The organism is Chitinophaga rupis (genome assembly GCF_900109685.1).
GTDB lineage: Bacteria > Bacteroidota > Bacteroidia > Chitinophagales > Chitinophagaceae > Chitinophaga > Chitinophaga rupis.
Map to the genome: position 1 here is coordinate 141,428 of NZ_FOBB01000006.1, position 20,345 is coordinate 161,772.

General features: G+C 45.6%; 10 protein-coding genes. 2 read left to right on the forward strand and 8 right to left on the reverse strand.

Annotated features, from left to right (window positions below; all coding sequences use genetic code 11):
- The first annotated feature begins 29 nt into the window (after nt 1-29).
- Complete coding sequence (locus BMZ54_RS21975; protein ID WP_143081101.1) at nt 30-2,519, forward strand: TonB-dependent receptor; 2,490 nt, start codon at nt 30-32, stop codon at nt 2,517-2,519.
- 97 nt (nt 2,520-2,616) lie between these two features.
- Nucleotides 2,617-3,372, forward strand: coding sequence for a hypothetical protein (locus BMZ54_RS21980; RefSeq protein ID WP_143081102.1), 756 nt, complete (start codon nt 2,617-2,619; stop codon nt 3,370-3,372).
- Between the two features lie 79 nt (nt 3,373-3,451).
- On the opposite strand, the gene BMZ54_RS21985 is transcribed toward BMZ54_RS21980, so the two are convergent.
- The 8 genes from BMZ54_RS21985 to BMZ54_RS22020 all read right to left on the reverse strand — a co-directional run bounded on the left by BMZ54_RS21985 (nt 3,452) and on the right by BMZ54_RS22020 (nt 20,335).
- Nucleotides 3,452-3,913: a hypothetical protein gene (locus BMZ54_RS21985; protein WP_089917425.1), complete on the reverse strand. Its 462-nt coding sequence runs from the start codon at nt 3,911-3,913 to the stop codon at nt 3,452-3,454.
- 153 nt (nt 3,914-4,066) lie between these two features.
- Nucleotides 4,067-5,452, reverse strand: coding sequence for a hypothetical protein (locus BMZ54_RS21990; RefSeq protein WP_089917428.1), 1,386 nt, complete (start codon nt 5,450-5,452; stop codon nt 4,067-4,069).
- Between the two features lie 18 nt (nt 5,453-5,470).
- The gene (locus tag BMZ54_RS21995) at nt 5,471-7,405 is read right to left on the reverse strand and encodes an alpha/beta fold hydrolase (RefSeq protein ID WP_089917832.1); all 1,935 of its coding nucleotides are present in this window, start codon (nt 7,403-7,405) and stop codon (nt 5,471-5,473) included.
- Between the two features lie 16 nt (nt 7,406-7,421).
- Entirely contained in the window at nt 7,422-11,810 is a 4,389-nt protein-coding gene (locus tag BMZ54_RS22000; RefSeq protein WP_089917431.1) for a non-ribosomal peptide synthetase, read from the reverse strand.
- Nucleotides 11,811-11,853: 43 nt separating this feature from the next.
- Nucleotides 11,854-13,491, reverse strand: a complete 1,638-nt coding sequence (locus BMZ54_RS22005; protein WP_089917434.1) for a cyclic peptide export ABC transporter — start codon at nt 13,489-13,491, stop codon at nt 11,854-11,856.
- A gap of 31 nt (nt 13,492-13,522) precedes the next feature.
- The gene (locus BMZ54_RS22010; RefSeq protein ID WP_089917436.1) at nt 13,523-14,236 is read right to left on the reverse strand and encodes a thioesterase II family protein; all 714 of its coding nucleotides are present in this window, start codon (nt 14,234-14,236) and stop codon (nt 13,523-13,525) included.
- 18 nt (nt 14,237-14,254) lie between these two features.
- Nucleotides 14,255-16,648: an outer membrane beta-barrel family protein gene (locus tag BMZ54_RS22015; protein WP_089917438.1), complete on the reverse strand. Its 2,394-nt coding sequence runs from the start codon at nt 16,646-16,648 to the stop codon at nt 14,255-14,257.
- 12 nt (nt 16,649-16,660) lie between these two features.
- The gene (locus BMZ54_RS22020; protein WP_089917440.1) at nt 16,661-20,335 is read right to left on the reverse strand and encodes a beta-ketoacyl synthase N-terminal-like domain-containing protein; all 3,675 of its coding nucleotides are present in this window, start codon (nt 20,333-20,335) and stop codon (nt 16,661-16,663) included.
- Nucleotides 20,336-20,345 lie beyond the last annotated feature (10 nt).

Consider the following 20,345-nt stretch of genomic DNA (forward strand, 5'->3'; position numbering starts at 1 on the left):
TAGCCGGCTGTCTTCTGTTATCGGATGTTATGGCGCAAAACAACCTGTTAAATACAAAGTTCCATTGCCGCGCGGCAGCAGGGAATGCCCATAAGCTATTACATGATCTTGCAGCCTATAGCAGGTTCAATATTGAATATTCCCCCGTTATACTGGATAGTACGGTAAATGTTACATTACCCGATGGTGAAACATCCCTGGGAAAAGTGTTGAACAGGATCTTAAGCGGACAACGTGTATCCGTGATCGAAAAGAACAATAAGATCATTATCTTATATGCTGATGCTCCCCTGCCGGCCGATGCTTTGCTGGAAAAACATATGCTGTATGGATTCATTCAGCAGGAAAACAGCCTTGAACCCATCCCCTTTGCTTCCCTGCGGGAAGTATCCGCAAAGGCAATATGCGAGTCGAATGTCTTTGGCTTTTATAGTATTGTGCTCCCGGCCGGCGAGCATGTGCTGCAGGTTTCCTTTACAGGATCTTCTTCAAAGACCGTAACGATAGATCTCACTAAAAATACCCAGCTGAATTTTTTCCTTTCCCCGGCGCTGTTGCCTGAAACCCAGGTAGCAGCAGGCAACATGCTGAAAAGGGATGCCAGTATTAAGCTTGACAGATACCAGGCAGGCTTATATAGTAATCTGCTGGGAGAAACCGATCAGGTACGTGCCCTGTATTTATTACCCGGCAATATGGAAAGCCAGGAATCAGGCGGTAAGTTATTGGTAAGAGGCGGCGATCCGGGACAAAGTCTTTTTTACCTGGATGGCAACCAGGTATTTAATCCTGCTCATTTACTGGGTGAAGTTTCCATTTTAGGCAATACCAGTATAAGATCTGTGCAGCAATACAAAAATGATTTCCCGGCCCGGCTTAGCGGAGCTATATCTTCTGTGACTGAAATAAACTCAAAGGATGGTAATATGAACCGCTGGAGCGGGGAAGCCGAAGCCGGGCTAAACGCATTTTCCGCTACCATAGAAGGCCCGCTGAAGAAAAACCATACCGCAATGATGGCATCTGTAAGACAAAGCGTGGGAGATGCTTTCAACCAGGACATGTTTGCATACGATGCCTTATTTGGAGATACCCATGTTAAGCTCACCCATCTTCTTAACAGGAATAATAAATTACAGCTAAGCGCTTATGTGGGCAATGACCGGCTTAAATTAACACAGGATAGCCAGGAATACCTGCAAAAGTGGAGCAATGCACTGTTTACGGCAAACTGGAACCACGTATTAAACAGCCGCTCTTTTGTAAACACTACCTTTAGTACAAGCGGTCATAATAATTACATTGCTTTAATGTATAAGCTGCAGGAGACAAACGATATTGGCGTGCCTGTAAGCCGGAACATTGTTTTCAATAATTATTCATCCGGCAGCCGGTATGAGGCAAAAACGCAATTTGAGCTGGCGGTTTCACCTGGTGTGCAATCCCGCTTTGGAGCAAAGTTTGAGTACAATATCCTGCACGCTTTTAACACGCTTGTTACAGAAGATTTTGAGGAAGGAACAGATGCTTTCCGGACTACACGTTCTCCCCATTTCTCTAACCTGACGGCTTACTATGAAAATGACATCAATATAGGCGCCAACCTGCTGATAAGACCCAGTGTTCAATTTAACAGCTATAAATATGATACGTATAACTACCAGGTATTTCAGCCCAGGTTTTTCTCCAGCTACCGCATAGATGACGATCAGCAGATCAATATTTCCTATGCGCATACCGGACAAATGCTGCACCTTGTTACCAGCCCTTACACCGGTATTAACCGGGAAGTATGGCTGCCGGCAAGCCCGCAATTAAAGCCCGAAGAAAGCCGTATGATAAACCTTGGTTACCAGTTTAAGAACAGGCGTCTGGTGAACCTTACGGCGGATGTTTATTATAAGAAGATGAATAATGTAACCGGCTTCGCTGAAAATGTAAATATCCTTTTCAACGGTGACTCTGTAGAAAATCAGATCATTACCGGCAAAGGATGGAGCTATGGGACCGAATGGATGTGCGAAAAGAAGTTTGAAAAATTTAAAGTGATCCTCTCCTATACGCTTTCCTGGAGCTGGCGGCAGTTTGACAGCGCCCATAATGGTAAGCGCCAGCCCTACCGGTACGACCGGCGGAACCAGGCTAATCTCTTAGTGGAATATCAACCCATAAAAAAGCTGGACCTCAGCCTGCTCTGGCATTTTAATACCGGCGGGTGGATAACGCTTCCTGCTACCTTATCCCTGGATCCGGAAAAGAATGTTATAAACCCCGGGCAGGATGTAAAGCCTCCATTCAAAGGCCCTGTCAGCAACCGGGTAAATCTGAATGCCGCTTATTACTTTGATACAAAAAAGGTGCGGCATACGGTGATTGCCGGCATCAGCGCTATTAATCAATCTGCTATGAAATATAGTACGGAGATCATAACGGAAGACAATAAAAGCTACGACCTGGATATGTATCCCCGTGAGCTCTTCAAATTCAATGGCTATTTAACCTATAAATTATCTTTTTAATTTTTTCCCGGCCGATAGGAGTTCTTCAATTTTTCTCGTCTTATATACAAATTGATTCACCTTAAACGAGTTTACAAACTAAAAATCGAATTTGACCATGAAAAGAGTAATGATCGCATTGATGGCGTGCAGCTTCCTGTTTGCCTGTAAAAAGGATGACAACAACGATGTTACACCTGATCATAATAGTAATAATGAATCGTATCAGCCAACCAGTGAAATAATAGCTGACGGCGCAGTCATGTACACCAACAATGATATAATACATGATCAGGCGCTGATAGCGGATTATATTACCCGTATGGGCTACTCACCGGAAACACCGGCCCCTGGCGATCTATCCTCTTACTCACTGGAATTTACCGGTGGTAACAACGTACTGCGGGGAAACAGAAAAGCAGAGATCATCAATAAGAACGATTCTTTAATGGTGATTGCAGAAATGGATAACACCACTGATAACCCAGGCCCAAGATCAGTTTGCGATACTTTGCTGGATCTCTTGCCTAAGTATGGCCCCCTGGCGGAATGCCCGACTTATTATACCAATCCATGCAGCTACCGGAGAAAATTCCCTATCCTGATCTCCAAGGGTAATTACTCTTTACCCTATTACATTGCCATCGCCTCCACTACTACCTGGAGGCCTATATTTGGTATGATGGTGGCGTCCACGAGCAAGGGTTACATTGCAGGGCCTTCCATGATCTCAAGCGACAGCCTTTTAATTGATAAAATAAAGAACAACACAACGCTGACCTATCATGATGATGTGCTGCAAAGAGATATCACTACGCAAAGATATGATACCATTGTAGTGCGGACAATGCACCGTCCTCTGAAAAAGCAATAGTGAGCAGGATATTTGTAGCGAAAAAGGCTGCCACACTCAAACGTGACAGCCTTTTTTATAGCTTAATTGAACGTTCCGCCTACTTTACCCTTACATACCGCTCAATGATCTCACGGTCAATACCGGCGCCTTCCACTTTTTCCATTCCCCGCTGTATCAACGTATCGTTACTGATGGTAACGGTAAAATCAAATGTTTTGCCTTCCCAGTTCCGGTCTGCATAATAATCCAGGTGCTCCGTGTATGCATTGCCGGTAAGGGTATAGCTGCCCCCGCCTGCGTCGAAATGGTTTGAAGAGTCTTTCGGGCTGTTAAGGTCATGCTTTAAAAAGGCAAAATGGGAATCATTGATGATCTTGATCATGCGGGATCCCTTGGTATAATCGGTAGTGGTGCTGTCACCTTTTGCAATGGTAGTACCGGATACCAGCTGCCAGGTACCGGTAATGGGTACTGCTGTGGTGGTATTAGTAGTGGTGGCTGATGTGCATGACAGCAACAGGGCAAAAGGTAATATAACAGGTAAAAGTGTATGTTTCATCTGATAAATATAAAAAATTAACGGCTGCTAACATAGAGTTGCCATTCGCCCTTTGAAATTCCCCACCTTTCTACCTCATCCATCTCTGCCAATTCCATAAAAAAACCCGCTCTTCACAGAGCGGGTTTACCTGTTTTGTGTTATGCTCATTTTTTAATCCTTCCATTCATAAACAATCGCTTCAATAGCGCCGGTGGCTGAATTGATCACCCCAAGATCGGTTTTTGCAGATGACATTCTCACCCAAACACCGCCATAGTGTTCTCCAAAGCCAAATGCCCCCCAGATGAGTTTATGAGGTACCCATTTGTTGGCAGCATTGGGCGCCAGAAAATCCAGCGACTCACTAAACTCCTGTGCAATAAATGCGCTTTTTCCCAGCGCCATATTAATGGCGTTTTCCCATTCCTGCCGCGATAAAAACCTGCCTACAAAAACATTTTTGCCCTGGAAACCGCCGGCAGCTTTAATCACAAACTGGTCTTTATTGTCAGCCATCAGTGACAGCAGCTTATATTCCCCGTCTTTAAATATTACGTTCCGGTCTTCAACAGGTGATGTCCAGGGTATATATTGAAGGATGAGGGCATTATCTTCAGCACTGAATACACCCCGTTCGGCAAGCACCCGTAATAACGACAGGTTCCGCTTATCGCCCAGCACCTGTGTACCCAAATGATCCGGAAAGTATACCTTATCCATCAGAAATGAACGGAATATAACCGGAGGCACTTTTTCTTTCTCCATGTTAAAGATCAATACTGCATGGAAACATTTGTTGTTCAAAAAAAGCCGGCCCGCATTTCCTAATGTAAGGGTGGATAACGCACCTATATAAGCCCCGCCGGTAAGGCCACGGGCTTTCAGCTCCTGCTTTAACAAGCCATCAAAAAACTGCCGGATCCGGTCCTTTTCTTCTTCATTCTTCGCCATATCTCCTATTTCAATAAAGATGTTTAATTCCTTATTGGTTACCAGCTGGTGCTTCAATATATTATCTACCAGGAACTTTATATAGATGGCCTGCGTATTCCGCGATTCAAAATTATGGGCAGTTTCCTCCTTCGTTAAAGGTGAATGCAACTGCCGGATGATGGATTCAAAACTCTGCACCTGCCATCCGCCAATAGATGAACCCACATTTACTTCCAGCACCTTAAACCCTTCACTGGTCAGCGTTAGATCGAGCCGGCAGCCTATTTCAATATTCTTTTCATGACACATTAACGCAAACTGTGTGACCATTTCATCCCCGCCAAAATAGAATGCTGCTATTTTCCTGATATCATTATTAAAATAAAGCGAAGGCAGCTGCCCTAACAGCTTTGGCAGCCGTATGGTTAGCTGGTTTAGCTCACCGGCCACCCGGGGGCTTATTACAACAGGCCAGGCACTTACGGGGTATTGATAATCCCTCAGCATGTCGGGTACCCCGTATTTGTTGGTATCAATCCATACGGGAACATCGCAGGGGAAGCTGGCGGTAAATTCAGAAAATTTCTCAAAGAGAATGCTATTGTTGATCGGGCTTTCTATCATAACAAAACAATTTTATGGTCAAATAACTCCCCAGTACAGCAGGTAAACAGATAATAAAATATTGGAGAAAATAACGGAGAACACCATACTCCTGTTATGGATCTTTTTTATGCGAAGGATGAAATAAGCCAGCGTAAGCAGCAGCAGCCCGGCAAATACCAGCATCATGGTAAATACATAATGGAAAACAACGGGCAAACCAAAAGCCATAATGTAAAAATTCTGCGTGGCGGTTTGCATAATGGCGTAGATGGCGCAGGCAATAGCTATGATGCCTGTCACAGAAGTGAGGATCGTGAGGATCCTTATTATTTTATCCGGTAGCAGGGCATACTTTTTCTTCAGCAGCTTAACCAGGTAGATCACCGCAAAAACCAGCATCAGTATAAAAGCAACCATTAAGGGAGCCAGGAATAACAGGTCGGGCTTATTCAGGCTGGTACCTATGTTAAAGATCCCTTTATTAAGCGTAACATTTTTTACCAGGTGTACCTTAATAGCCTTGTCATACGCATTTATATCCGGCGTTTGGCCGGGATTATTAACAAACCCATTTGCCACGTTATACCCTATTTTTGTAAAACTGGGTGCATGGCCGTAATCATCCGCTTTTACCAGGTACCCTCTGGCAAAATGTTTTACTACCTCTTCTGCATTTATCCGTGGGGTAATAGGGTCAAAGCCACCGGAGAAAACCAATACCGTGTAAGGAGCGGCCGACAGGTTAGACAGATCATGATGTAAGGGTTTCCCGTTCTTATTCCAGGCTTCACATACTTTAAAGTCGCTTTGATAAAAAGATAACCCTCCCTTCAGATTTTTATAGGGCGCCGTATTATTCGCAAAATCTGCCACCCTGTTATTGGGCAATACTTCATTACAGCTTACACAGTAATAAACGCCATAATCCAGCATTAAAAGGCCTGAGAAAGCAGTGACCAGATTCTTTAATACGGCTTCATTCCTGTTATGAAACTGATAAATGAGCAAGGGTATTACCTCAACCAGCTGCTTATTATACAATGCCTGTTGCAGGGCCAGTTTAAAATCATCTGCGTTATACGTAAATCTTTCTGACGGTACTGTGTTTTTATCAACCGTTACGGTTACCGGGTGTTGTTGCAGTTCCGCAATGGTTTTGTAATACACCTGTTCCAGGTCAGGATACTGTTTATTACAAACAGGATCTTTTTTACATAGCTCAAATACTTTGGCAAGGCTGTGCATGTAATTACCCGTATTACGCGTGTAATAAGTGCTTACATCTGCCACCGGTGAATCCAGTATTAAGGTCCTTACATCATTGGGATAGGTACTGGCATACACCTGTGCCATATAGGTGCCATAAGATACCCCGTATACATTCCAACGGCCGTAGTTTAACTGCGTTCTTAATGCATGAAGGTCTCTGGCTACTGACAGGCTGTGATAGGCATTCACATCAATTCCTTTATCCAGCATATCCTGTTTGCAGGTTACGGCAGCCGCTACTTTTTGCTTTTCATCCTCAATACCGGATTGGTTCTTTGCAAAGATCTCCAGCAACTGTTTTCCCAGGTCGGGGCACAGCCGCGGTTTTGAGAAGCTGGTGCCCCTTACATCAAATAATATAATATCGTTCTTCTCCCTTAAAGGATGGCTTAGCCAGTTCCAGATGTTGGGTATACCACCGGCCCCCGGCCCACCCTGTATAAACACCACGCCGTCTGCGTGGGGTATATGGGAGGTGTTCTTTAATACGGCTACAGCTATTGCTATCTGTTTGCCCTGCGGATCGTCCCAGTTCTCAGGTACAGAGAGGTATCCCCACTTCACTTGCTGGTCCTGTAACCTGCGAGCGTTGGGGTAAAAAGAGGTGGTGTCTTTAAAAGATACCTGCTGCCCCTGCGTTTTAAACAACCAGGAAAAAGTAAGGAGTATTACCAGCGGTAATGCTTTTATAAAAGCGTTCATTGTAATAGGATTAATGCTAAAAGTTAAGATGTATATCAAGCGCCTGTTCCTTTTCAAAGGCCAGTGCCGGATCCAGGTTGCCGGTTGTTACCGCTGCCTGCGCTATTACCTGGGTTAAAATACTTTCAAATCTCATGAACAGCAGCGCAATGGTTTCCGGATCATATTTACCCGTACTATAATGCACCGCGCAACGCAAACTTTCTTTTGCTTCAATAAAGTTGATCAATAAGGGCAGGCGGCTGTATGCAGGCGCTACCGGGTGTAACTGCAGCTGCACCTCCTCATCCAGCACAATATGATCATAGTTAAAGGCCGGCGGCTGCAATACAAATAAAATGTCCGGCCACAGGGTATTGTAAATATTTTCAGGTATGTCCTGGTGCGCATCCATCTCCAGCAGATCATTATGCACAGACCTTAACTGTGCGGCAAATGACTGCTGTGGTTTAAACCGTGACCGGAGCGGCAGCGTTTTCACAAACATGCCTACCTGGTTGTGCAGGCTGGCAATGGTTCTGCCGGAATTTATAGTGCCGATACACAGGTCCGGCTCACCGGATATTTTATGCAGCAGGGTTAAAAAGGCCGTTAGCAAAAAGGTATGCAGTGTGCTGTTCTGCTGATGGGCAGCTGCTTTTAACGATTCAAAAAAATCGCCCTCCCACTGAAAATGATGTTCTGCAGCAGCGTATTCATCTCCCTGCGCTGCCGGCAGAATGGTTTTCCACCGGTAGCCGAGGAGATAATTCTCCCAGAACCATTCATTCCGTTGCTGCCATTCCTGCGTGGTTTGCTGCAGCCAGGCCACATAATCCCTGAACTGGAAAGGCAATGGCTGGTTTTGTACACCAGCAGCCCGGTAAAGCTGGCTGATCTCCCGGATAAGCTCTCCCATTGACCATCCATCCAGGATAATATGATGGGATGAAAAAGCCAGCAAATATCCCTGCGCTGTTTTAACCAGGCCTACCCGCAGCAGCAGATCATTTTCCAGATCAAAGGCTTTGTTTACATATGCGGCTGCCGTATCGGGAACAATATCTATCTGAAACCGGGTACTTCCGATCTTTTGATGGGGAATGCCTTCTATCTCAATAAAGTTGGTCCTCAATATTTCATACTTTGCTATGAGGGTGGTAAAGGCCTGCTCTAACCGTGCTACATCTATTTTACCTGTTATCTCATATACCACAAAAACATTGTAGGCAACCGACCGCTGGCGGCCCTGCTGCGCAGCCAGCCATAGGGCATACTGGGCAGGGGAAACCGGGTAACAGGGCCTGTCGGCAATGGAGCTTATCCCTTTTGGCGGAACGGTACCCTGCTCACGTAAACGGCCGGCCAGGGCCTGCACAGTAGGATGATTAAAAATATCTTTCAGGGATACCCGGTAATATAATTGCTGTTGTACCAGGTTCACCACTTTCATGGCATTCAGGGAGTGGCCTCCCATTGAAAAAAAATTATCCGTTACGCCCAGCTTTCCCTCCCATTCCAGCGCTTCTTTAAATAAACGGCAAAGCGCTGTTTCCAATGATGTTTCAGGGTCAAGCTGCAGCGCTGCATCTGCCGGTTGCTGCACTTCACGGGCCGCTAATGCCTTACGGTCTATTTTGTTATTGGGCGTTAACGGGTAATCTGTCACCGGGATCATGATATACGGTATCATGTATTCCGGCAGCTCTTTTTGCAGCGCTTTTATTAAAGCAGCCGTATCAGCCGGCTCCTGCGCCGGTACTATATAAGCTACCAGGAACGCTTCCTGCGCTGTTTTCTTTTTTGCGATCACCACCGATGATCTTACAGCAGGCAGCTGATTCAGCTTTGCTTCTATTTCACCCAGCTCAATACGGTAACCTCTTATTTTCACCTGGTTATCATTCCTGCCCAGGAACTTTATCTCACCCTGGCTGTTCCACTGCCCCAGGTCGCCGGTTTCATAGATCTGCTGACCGGGATTAAACGGGTGGGGAATAAACTTTTCCGCTGTTAAAACCTCATTTTTATAATATCCTTTTGCCAAGCCTTCGCCGCCAATATAAATAGCGCCCGGGCAGCCTACAGGCAAGGGTTGCAGCTGCTCATCCAGAATGTAGAATTGCGTATTATGAATAGGCGTGCCAATGTTGGACGCATCATCCGGAGTTTGAATGTGTTTGGTACTTGACCAGATAGTAGTTTCCGTTGGACCGTACATATTCCATAACGCGGCGCAGGTGCCAAGCAGTTTTTCTGCCAGCGATGCGCTTAACAAGTCGCCGCCGCATAATATTGTAAGGCCTTTATTTCCCTTCCAGCCTGCGTTGTAAAGGATCTGGTAAAAACCGGGTGTTGCCTGTATCATATTGGGGCGTATAGCTTCCAGCTTAGCTATCATGGCAACAGGATCCTGCTGCAATTGTTTGGGGGCAATGTACAGCTTAGCGCCTGCGATCAATGGCGCAAAAAATTCAAGGATAGAAATATCGAAGGATTGTGTGGTAACTGAGAAAAAAGTATCCTGCGCGGTAATACCCGGCCGCTGTTGTATGCTCAGTAAAAAGTTCAGGAGCGACCGATGGCCTATTTCCACTCCCTTTGGAGCGCCCGTGGAACCGGAGGTATAAATAATATAGGCCGTATCTGCGGCTGTTACTCCGGGAAGTACAACGGCCTGCTGCTGATCGCCAGTAAGGTCATCTATACAAATAAAGGAAATGGCTGAACTAATAATATGCTGCTGATCCTGCGCGCCAATAATACAAGCGGCCCGGCTATGATCTGCAATGTATTGCAAACGTGCCTGTGGAAAATCAGGATCTAATGGAATATAGGCTGTGCCAGCCTTTAAAATACCCAGCAGCGTAACCACCAGATTAGCAGAACGGGGCATTAATACAGCAACCGGCGCTTTTTCTTTTATTGCCGGGTAGGTCAGTAACCTGTTTGCTATACGGGTTGACCATTCATCCAGCTGCCGGTAGGTATAGGTAAACTCATCATCCACAATGGCTATATATTCCGCACGGTCTTTTACCTGTTGATCAAAAAAAGAGAGAAAAGTAAGCTCCCGTGGATATTCCCATTGCGTTTGGTTAAACGTGTATAAAAGCTGTTCTTCCTCTGCCCGGGTTAAATATTTATAACCGGACAGCTGCTGTTTGGGGTCCGCGCAAACCTGCTGCAGCAGCTGCTCAAAATGCATAATTATACCGGAAATAGTGGCTTCGTCAAAGTAATTGATGTGATAATCGAAATCTATCTTTACATCTTCTGCTTCATCAAACTCACGGATGTAAATTGCCAGCGCTACCCTTTCCGCGCCATGTGTTAACGGGACAACGCGGGTTTGGGTATCCAGGAACTGATCTGCATAGTTCTGCTTTTCATAAGACAGTGTAATATTAAACAGGCGGTCTTTTTCCCGGAAAACATCCAGCTCCTGGATCAGTTTCCCCAGTGGAAAGCGCTGATGGCGGTAGTCCTGGCGCAGCTGCTGTTTAATGTTACATACCAGGTCCTCAAAAGTATCATCAAAAGAAAACTGCATGCGCAGAGTAGACACGCCCATGAAAAGCCCTACCGTTTTTTTAAAGGCAGACTTACCCCTGTTCAACACGGGCAGCCCTATAGCAAAATCCCTGTTTTGGCAACGGCGGCCAAAATACATATATAACAAGGCCAGTATTACATGAAAGGTGGAGCATTTATGTGTGCTGGCCAGGGCTTCCAGCTGGTTGTACAGCGGCCGTGGTACTATTAATTCTTTCCGGCTGCTTTTGTTTATATAAAGCTGCGGGTCAATCTTCTGGAATAATCTTTCCGGCAGATTCCCGAACCGGCCCTTCCAATATTGTTTATCTTCTTCAAATTCAGCAGAAGCAGCATACACCCCGTCATCTGCTACAAAATCACTGTAGGTATACAATGTCTGTGGGGTTATACTGCCGGTAGTGATCAGCTCATTATAATTTTTTACCCAGCGCTGGAACATTAAGGAAGTGCCCCAGCCATCCGTAATAATGTGGTGATACATGGAAAACAGGTAGTGAAAGCTATCGCTCACCTTTATCAGCACAAAACGGTGTAATAATGTGCGGTCATTAAAATCAAAAGCTTTGGTAAAGGTTTCCTGCATATACCGGTTAGCCTGTGTATCCGCGTCCTCTTCTCCGGAAAGATCCAGGAACTGCAATACAGAGCCATGCTCAGGCAATACCGCTATCTGCGCTTCGTTGTGGTCCTGCACCACTATACTGCGGTAAGCATCATGCTGGTCAATGAGCGTGATATACGCCTGGTTCAGCGCCTCGTATCTGAGGGGCCCTTTTATGGAAATTTTGGCGCCTATATTATAAATGGGTTCACCGGGGTACAACAATTGTTCATAATAGACATCTTGTTGGGGAAGCGAGAGTCTCATGGTCACGGGGTACTAATTTTTTAAAGATCGGGGTACTATTCATTTATGCCCAAAGGCTTTCAGTATGCCTTTCAGCGCTGCTTACCTGCACATCTTTTACGATCAGGCCATAGTCAAACTTAATGATACGGTCTGCATGGTGAAAATAAGCATCATCATGGGTAACAGCTATAATGGTCTTTCCTTCGCGTTTTAATTTTGGAATAAGCACTTCATAAAAGAATTTACGGAAATGCGGGTCCTGGTCTGCTGCCCATTCGTCCAGCACCAGGATAGGCTTTTTCTCCAACAGGGCAAAGATCAGGGACATGCGCTTGCTTTGCCCCTTGGAAAACCTGCGCCTGGCTGCTTCATCTTTTTCACCGGAAACTATCTTATCCAGCTCCATTACGGCTAGCAGTTCCCGGTAGGTTTCGTTATTTTCTATCTCGTAATCCTCATAGTTATGGGAGAACAGGTGATTGTCTGTAAACACGGCGGAGATCAGCTGCTGTACTTTTTCCCGGTTATCTTTTTCCACGGCGCCGTTCAGCAGTAACTGCCCTTCAGTGGGGGCATACAAACCGGTAAGGATATTAATAAAAGTACTTTTCCCGGAGCCGTTGCCGCCGATAATAAAGATCACTTCCCCCTGCTGTATTTCCAGGTCTATTGGCCCCAGGGCAAAGGAAGCTTCTGCTGAATCTGTTTGGTAAGAGAAGCAGATGTCCTGGTATTTGAGTGATTGAAAATCGTCACTGAAAGCGGCCGGCTTCACTATAGCGCCTGTTCCGCTGATATCAAAATCTTCCATAAACTTCCGCAGCCGGCTATTAGCCACCCTGAAGCGGGTATACATTTGCTGCAGGTTAATAAGGTTGTTAATTGGGCCTGAGCTGAACAGGATCATTACTACATAAGCGATCACATTTTCCCGGGGTAATAACCCGATGGACGGCAGCAGGAACAGGATCACTGCTATTACAAAATACAATCCGTACTGGCTGATCAGGTTTATGGACAGGAAAATATAGTTGATCCTGAAATCCAGGTCCCTGGCCTCATTCCGGTTAGGGACCAGGAACCGGTTCATCAGGTTCTCCCGCCTGAAAAAACTTAGTTTCAGCTCCTTAAATCCTTTCATTACATCATCTACATACTGAAAGTAATTCTCATTGTAGGTACGCAGCTTGCCTACCTGCCTGGACATCGTATTTATAACTAAAAAGTAACAGCCGGCCACCATTATGATCAGGCCAATAACAATAAAGGCGGATACTATTGACAGCGTAAACATATAGGCCAGGCAAAGGATCAGCATTAATATGGAATTTACCGTATGGGTAATGGTGAACGGCAGAAAAGAAAAAGTACGCAGGTCCTCTACGGCTGTAAAGAACCGTTTGGAGCCGTATTTTTCCAGCTTCATCAATGGCGCTGTCAGCACCTTATCAAAGATCTTTTTCTCGTTCTCATACAACATATGAAAAGAGAACTCATTCAGCCGCTTCTGAAAAGCGATATTCAGCAGGTACGTATACACCACAATGGCCAGGAACACAATGCCCATATAGTCTTTCAAAAAGGCTTCATTACCGGCAAGCACATTATTGATGATATACACGATCCCAAAACTCAACAGGGTATTGGGTAGCGCATATGCCAACAGAAAAAGGATATTCTTCAGCTTTAATTTCAGCATGGCAAATGGAGTTACATGATTAACACAAAACTTAATGGTTCACCTGCATGTTACGGGAGCAATGCAAAATGATCTTCACCAGTTCTTTGGGATGCTGGTGTATGAAAAAATGGTTGCCGGGTAAAACCTGGCGCCCGAAATAATTATTCGTATAGTGTTTCCAGTTATCTATCTGTTCTACCATCGGTTCTGTATTGCCCATGATAGCATAAACCGGGGTATTAATGCGGGTATCTTTTTCAAAAAGCTCATCTTTTTCCAGGATCTCAAAATCGGCCCGTATCACAGGCCCGAAAAAGCCATACAGCTCATCATTGTTCAGGATCTCATCCGGAAGTCCGCCCAGCTTTCTCAGCTCTTCTTTAAAACCGTCATCATCCAGCAGGTATTTGTTCTTCAGTCTTTCATCATCCGTTTCACTGATGCACGGACCGGGGTTACCGGATGCAATAAAGGTCAGGGGCGGGTCGCCCGCATTTTCCATGGCCTTTACAACAGAAAGCCCCAAAGTGGCGCCCATGCTATGCCCGTAGATGATATATGGCTCTCCGTTCCGGTGCTGCCGGATCTGCTGTACATAATCATTAATGGCCGCCTGCTTATGCCGCAAAAGGCCTTCCTTGTACCGCTTGCCCCTGCCAGGCAGCTCCAGTGCAAAAAATTTAACCGCTGCCGGCATTATTCGTTTCAAAAAATCATATGAATAACAATTACCGCCGGCAAAATGCAATAAAAAAAGTTGCATGACAATATGGATTAGTAATCAGTTGGCCCTGTTATTCTCAGACTGACCGGTTGCTTTGCTCTTATAATTTGTTTTCGTTAACCTGCCAAAACTATAGGTGGCAATCAACCTGAAGTAATTGGTATTGTAGGTTCTGTTATAATAAATATCCGTTTGCCCTACTCCATAAGTGCCGGAGGCATTGGTGCCGTGGAAAATATCATTGGCCATAAATTTCAGCTTCAGGCCTTTGAGCACATCTTTTTCAATACCCAACGTTACGGTTGACCGGCTGTTGTCGTAGTACAGCCCATAAGCTTTATCGCCCAGGAACCAGGCCAGCAGCTGCAGCTTGAACAGGTTGCCCACCGTGAATGTATTACTTGAATACAGGTAGATCTGTGGTTTGGGATCTACCATCACAAAGTTATACCTGGTATCTGTAAGCTTATTATAACTGAGGTTGGCTGTGTTAGTAGAGGTCCACCATTTAAGATTAAAGGTTTTGGAAAGAGCGGCGTAATAAATATATCCCTTGTCCAGGTTAATAGCTTTTAACACGTAACTGTTGGGGGTAGTACCTCTTAAAGCAGCTGCATCAAGAGGGTCCAGCACATAATTGTAACCTACCCTGAAGTCGAACTGCCGGTAATTAGCGCCTGCTTCAAAAGAGTGTGTTTTTTCCGGGATCAGGTTGGGGTTACCTTCTATGGTGGTAAACGGATCCTGGTATACTACCAGGGGGTTCAGCGACTGGTACCTGGGCCGGGTGATCCTGGATACATAGGAGGCCCTTAGCCTGAGCTTATCAGATACGGCCGTGCTGATGGATACGTTTGGGAAAATGTTGAAATAATTGTCTGAAATAAGCTGCCCTCCGCCCACGCTGGTATTCAGCTCGTAATTGGTCCACTCGCCCCGCACGCCAAAACCATAGTTTGTTTTAGTGCCAATGGCGCCACTGTAATTAACATAGGCAGCCGGTACCTTTTCTATATACTTAAAGCTGTTGGATAATTGGGTGTCCGGCTTATAATCGCCGCCATTCTCTGCTACCAGAAAATCCGTTCCGGAGGTATTATTCACATAACTGAATTTGGCGCCGGCTTCCAGCTTATTATTGGCATCAAAATACTTTGTAAGATCTGCCTGTGTGCTGGATATATCTATGCTATGATCCACATTATTTTTCAGGAAACGGCCGCCATGCTGCCCGTTCACAATATTCTTTTCGTCTATAAAATCATCGATCTCATCGTCGTAGTGCGAGAACTGGCTGCCTATGAAAAAAGCAGATCCTAAAGTATCCAGCGTTCTGTTATAGTTTAATGTAACGGAATGATTCCACAGCACATCTTTTTTAGCAATACCACTGGTATAAAAACTATTATCGGCAGTTGTAATAATGGTGTTCCTGCTGTCCTGCGTGCCGCCCAGGTTCTCCAGGTAACCATTGTAGGCTAATGAAATATTGCTCTTCTCATTAATGTTATACTGCGCGCCCAATCCAAAGGTGGAGAAATTTTTGAGCTTGCTGTTCCAGTCTGTTCTCAGGTCAGAGTTCATATAATCATCCGTAGCCGGCCGGGTACGGATGGTATGCAATACTTCCCTGGTTTTACCAAAGAGTATTGCGTAGTTGCCCACCAGGGTAAATTTGCCTTTCATATAACTCAGGTCCGCAAAGGTGTTGGCATTGCTGCCTGCAAAATCAGACCATGTCAGGTACTGGCTGATGGTACCCATAATACCTTCATCTACCTTCATTTTTGTAATGATGTTGATCACGGCCTTTCCTTCCGCATCATATTTTGAGGAGGGGTTGGAAATGATCTCGATCCTGGCTATCTGCGAGCTGGGTATGGATGCCAGCCGCTCGCTGGTGATGAGCTTACCATTCAGGTAAATAATGGCTTCCCCTTTACCGAACACGGAGTACCGGCCATCATTCTCAATTACGTTGGGCGTGCGGGTAAGGATCTCACTTACCGATGCGCTGCTGGCCAGCACGGTGTTGGCTACATTCACCTCAATATTCCCGTTGTTGGCATACCGTACCAGCGGGGCCTGGCTGGTTACCCGCACTTCATTTAACTGGAACTTGCTTTGCCTGATCACAATAGTCCCCAGCTCCACATGCTGCTGTCCGTTGTACTGTACTTTTATTACCGTATCGGGGAATTGCAGAGAGGTGAGCTTCAGGAACACCTCTTTCAGGTTCACAGCCGGTACTTCAAAAGCGCCGTTGGTAAAACCGGCGCCTTTTATAAAACCGGAATCGGGAACAGCCAGTAATACCACATTCCCCAAAAGCGGTTCATTTGCGGCATTTACAACCTTACCTGAAATAGTGCTGATGTTTTGGGCGTTAACTGCTGCAGGTACAATAAACAGGGCAATTGTAAGGGTTATTGCTACAATTAAGATCTTCATGATGTTTTTTGGTTAAACATTTTCATTCGTTAACAAACTAAGCCTGTTGGTGCTTAGGAATCCCTCCTGAATACAGAATCGTACTATATTATCGAGGTATTCTCTCCGGTCGTATGCTAAATAGGCGTCTATTTTCTTTAAGGTCAGATTGGTGGCGTCTATTATAATCTTAAAGTTTTCGGTTTTATCGGGTTTATTAAAGGTTCCGTATCTGATCAAACTTGCCTGGAACCCATCTGTGGTCTGCTGCCACTTTTCGGCGTATTCCAGGAACTCCTCATTTCCCAGTTTCGTTAAAAATAAGCCATTTTTATTAAAAGTTTCCATGATTTCATGTACAATAAAGCCCCTCACTTCTGCCAGGTGAAAAGTATCCAGCAACGGGTGTTCGTAAAAAGACAGGCTGCAGATGTAATGAGCCAGCACATCCACCGGAACAATGGCCAGCTGCGAGTTGTAATCCAGGAAAGCATCGGAATAATGACCGATCTCGAATAACATGCGCAGCTTAATATACATCAGGTTCCGCTGCATATTAAAATGGGCAAAACCATCGGAAAACCTGCCACCGATGTTGGGAATGCGGTACACATTTACTTTCATGGCGGGCGTCTGGCGCTGCCTTATATATTCTTCGGCCAGCAGCTTAGTGCCTGAATGTACAAAGTTGGTAGTATCCTGCCCTACATTCAGATCGGTTTCATAAAACGCCCGGATGTGTTTGGGCATGCGGCCGCCTATAACACCGATGGTGGAAATGTGGTTAAAATATTTCACCTTATTGGCTGCCGCCCAGTCAAATATATGGCGGGTGCCTTTGTAGTTTATATGATCTTCGAGATTGGGGCTGCCTACAAAGGTGGCGGTACCTGCAACATGGTATACCATATCCACGTTCTCCAATATCTTTTCTGCTTCTTTATCCTGAAAGATGTTCTTCTCCAGCAGATCCCCGCAGATCACCCTGATGCGGTTGTGCTTAGCAATGTTAAAGTCTTTCCTATAAATGTCCCAGAACCGGTCATGTGCCTCCTGCTCATTATCGCCCCTTACCAGGCAAATAATATTTGTATCCGTTGTATCAAGTAATCTTTTCACCAGGTAAGAGCCCAGGAAACCGGTGGCCCCGGTTACCAGCACATCGTTATACGTGATCTTACGGGGCAGGGGTGATTGCTGGATGGTATTCAGCAGGTCCTGGTAACGGGCGCTTCTTACTTCTGCATCATCGTCCTGTATCACCAAGGTGTCCGGTTGTGCAGCTACCATATCTTTATCTTTCCGGGAGATCCTGGCATGTAAGGTTTCAGCCAGTTTTCCCAGTGTAGAAACACCAAACATCTCCTCATACCGGATATGAGCGCCCCCGAATTTTTTGTCCAGTGCTGATAACATATCCAGGCCGGATAATGAATCGCCGCCCAGTACAAAGAAATCATCGGCCGGGGAAATATCTTCCTGCATTTCCAGGATCTGCTGCCATATTGCTTTAATACCTGCGGTTACTTCTTCCAGGCTGATCGTGTTTTCCTGTTTCACCTCCTTGGCTGCATCTGCATCTTCCAGCAAGTGTTTGCCTGCTTCGATCTTACGCACATTTTCCGGCCAGAAGCGGTTTAATTCATACAACGGAAACTGCAGGCCGTGTACATAAACCGGCACATTCTGCGTTTTAAGCGGATGTTTATTAATGATCAGTAATTCTTTATAGAATTGAAAACGCGCTTTTGCATCAAACCTGCCCGGTATGCTCACTACCTGCTTTTGTTCCGGGAACTGAATATCATTGGAGAAATGGATGATCACCACTTTCTGCTGATCATAGTTCTTAAACACGTACTCTTCAAAACCCTGTTTATTAAAAGGGGTCTGGTTGATCCTGATCAATCCGGGATCCTTTATAAGATCTTCCGGCTGCAGCTCCTTATTCAATAATGCCTGCAGCGTGCCTTCTCCTTTGCGTGCAATTACCTGTACTTTATTTCCCAAAACGGACAGCATGTATTTATACAGTACATACTGGAACAGCACATTTAACAGGTGCTGGTCCTGTATCTGCTCCGGTACATACTTTGCGCCTATCTCCAAGTTCCAGCTATCTTTTATAAGTACATTTTCCTGCAGTATGTTCTTAATAAGGTTCCGGTCATAATTTAAAATATCCAGGTCCATTAATAAAAAGGCTGCAGCTTTATCTGCGGCTGTTGCGGATGATTGCAGCTGTTCCAGCAACACTTTAGCATCAGTAAAAACAAAACCTTCGCTGTACTTGCCGGGCGTGTAAAGCCGGTTGATCTTTTGCGCGAAGGCGTCCAGGTTGGCGGCTGAGTTATTTTCCAGGAATTGAACGATCTCTTTTTTCTGTTTTTCAAGCCGGTCTTTCGTTTGCTCACTGAGCTGCAGGAATTTAAAGGTATCCTGGTCCTGTGTGCTAACCGGGTTCTCTTTGTATGCAACTACCACATGCACATTGGTGCCGGTTAATCCAAAGCTGCTTACCCCTCCCCTGCGAATACCATTCACAAGCGGCCAGGGTTCATACTCCCGTTGAATGCGCACATTGCTGTTACGTTCGTTAATATGTTCATTAATGGCCGTAAAGTTGGGTTGTACCGGCAGCATGCCTGTATTTAAGGCTGCCAGCAAACGTACCAGGCCGGCCAGGCCGCTGAGGGTATCCAGGTGACCTACCTGCCCTTTAAAGGAGCTGATGCCGCAAATGGTACCGGTGATCCCTTTTTCTTTAAATGCATCGGTAACAGCCTTAAACTCAATAGGGTCGCCCAGTATGGTGCCGGTGCCGTGCGCTTCTATAAATTTAATTTCAGCGGGGTTCACCTTTGCATATTCCCAGGCTTTTATGATCACCTCTTTTTGCGCTTCGGAGCTGGGGGCGGTAAGGCTGGGTATCCTGGCGCCACCGTGGTTCATGGCGCTGCCTTCAATAATGCCGTAAATGGGATCATGATCCCTTTCTGCATCCTCCAAACGTTTTAATACGATACAAATAGCTCCTTCACCGTTCATAATGCCGTCTGCTGCTGCATCAAAGGGTTTGCATTCCCCTTTGTCCGACATTACTACCGTTTTTTTCTGGGTATGCTTAGTGGGCGTGCTGAAACGTATGCCGCCTGCCAGTGCCATATCAGCTTCTCCGCTCTGCAGGTTTAAGCAGGCGTTATGCAACGCTGTTAGTGATGATGAGCAGGTGGTGTTTATTGACATTACCGGCCCTCTCAGGTCCAGGAAGCTGGCCAGCCGCGTGCCTTCAATGCCGGGAGTAAGCTCGGTATCGTCAACACCATCATCCATAAAATAAGTATAGTGGGAATTAGGGCTGGTATAAAAAAGGCCGGTGTTGCTGCCTTTCAGATCTTCCCGGGTATAACCTGCGTCATAAAATGCTCTTAAGGCGTGCAGTAAAAAATACCGGTGTTCGGGAAACATCTTAAATGCTTCGCGTTTGGTAAGACCAAAAGCCACAGGGTCAAACAGATCGATATGATCCAGGTAGCCGGCTTTGGCAATGGCCACGGGGCCAAACCTGTCCTGGATATCTTTTTTCCTGTTAGCGGGTAATTCACTTACAAACGTGTGCTTGTTCTCTAAAGAAGCGGTCAGGTCTGACCAGCTCCTGATCTGGGGCAGTTCAAATGAGATACCAATAACTGCAATGGACTTATTCATATTGTATATT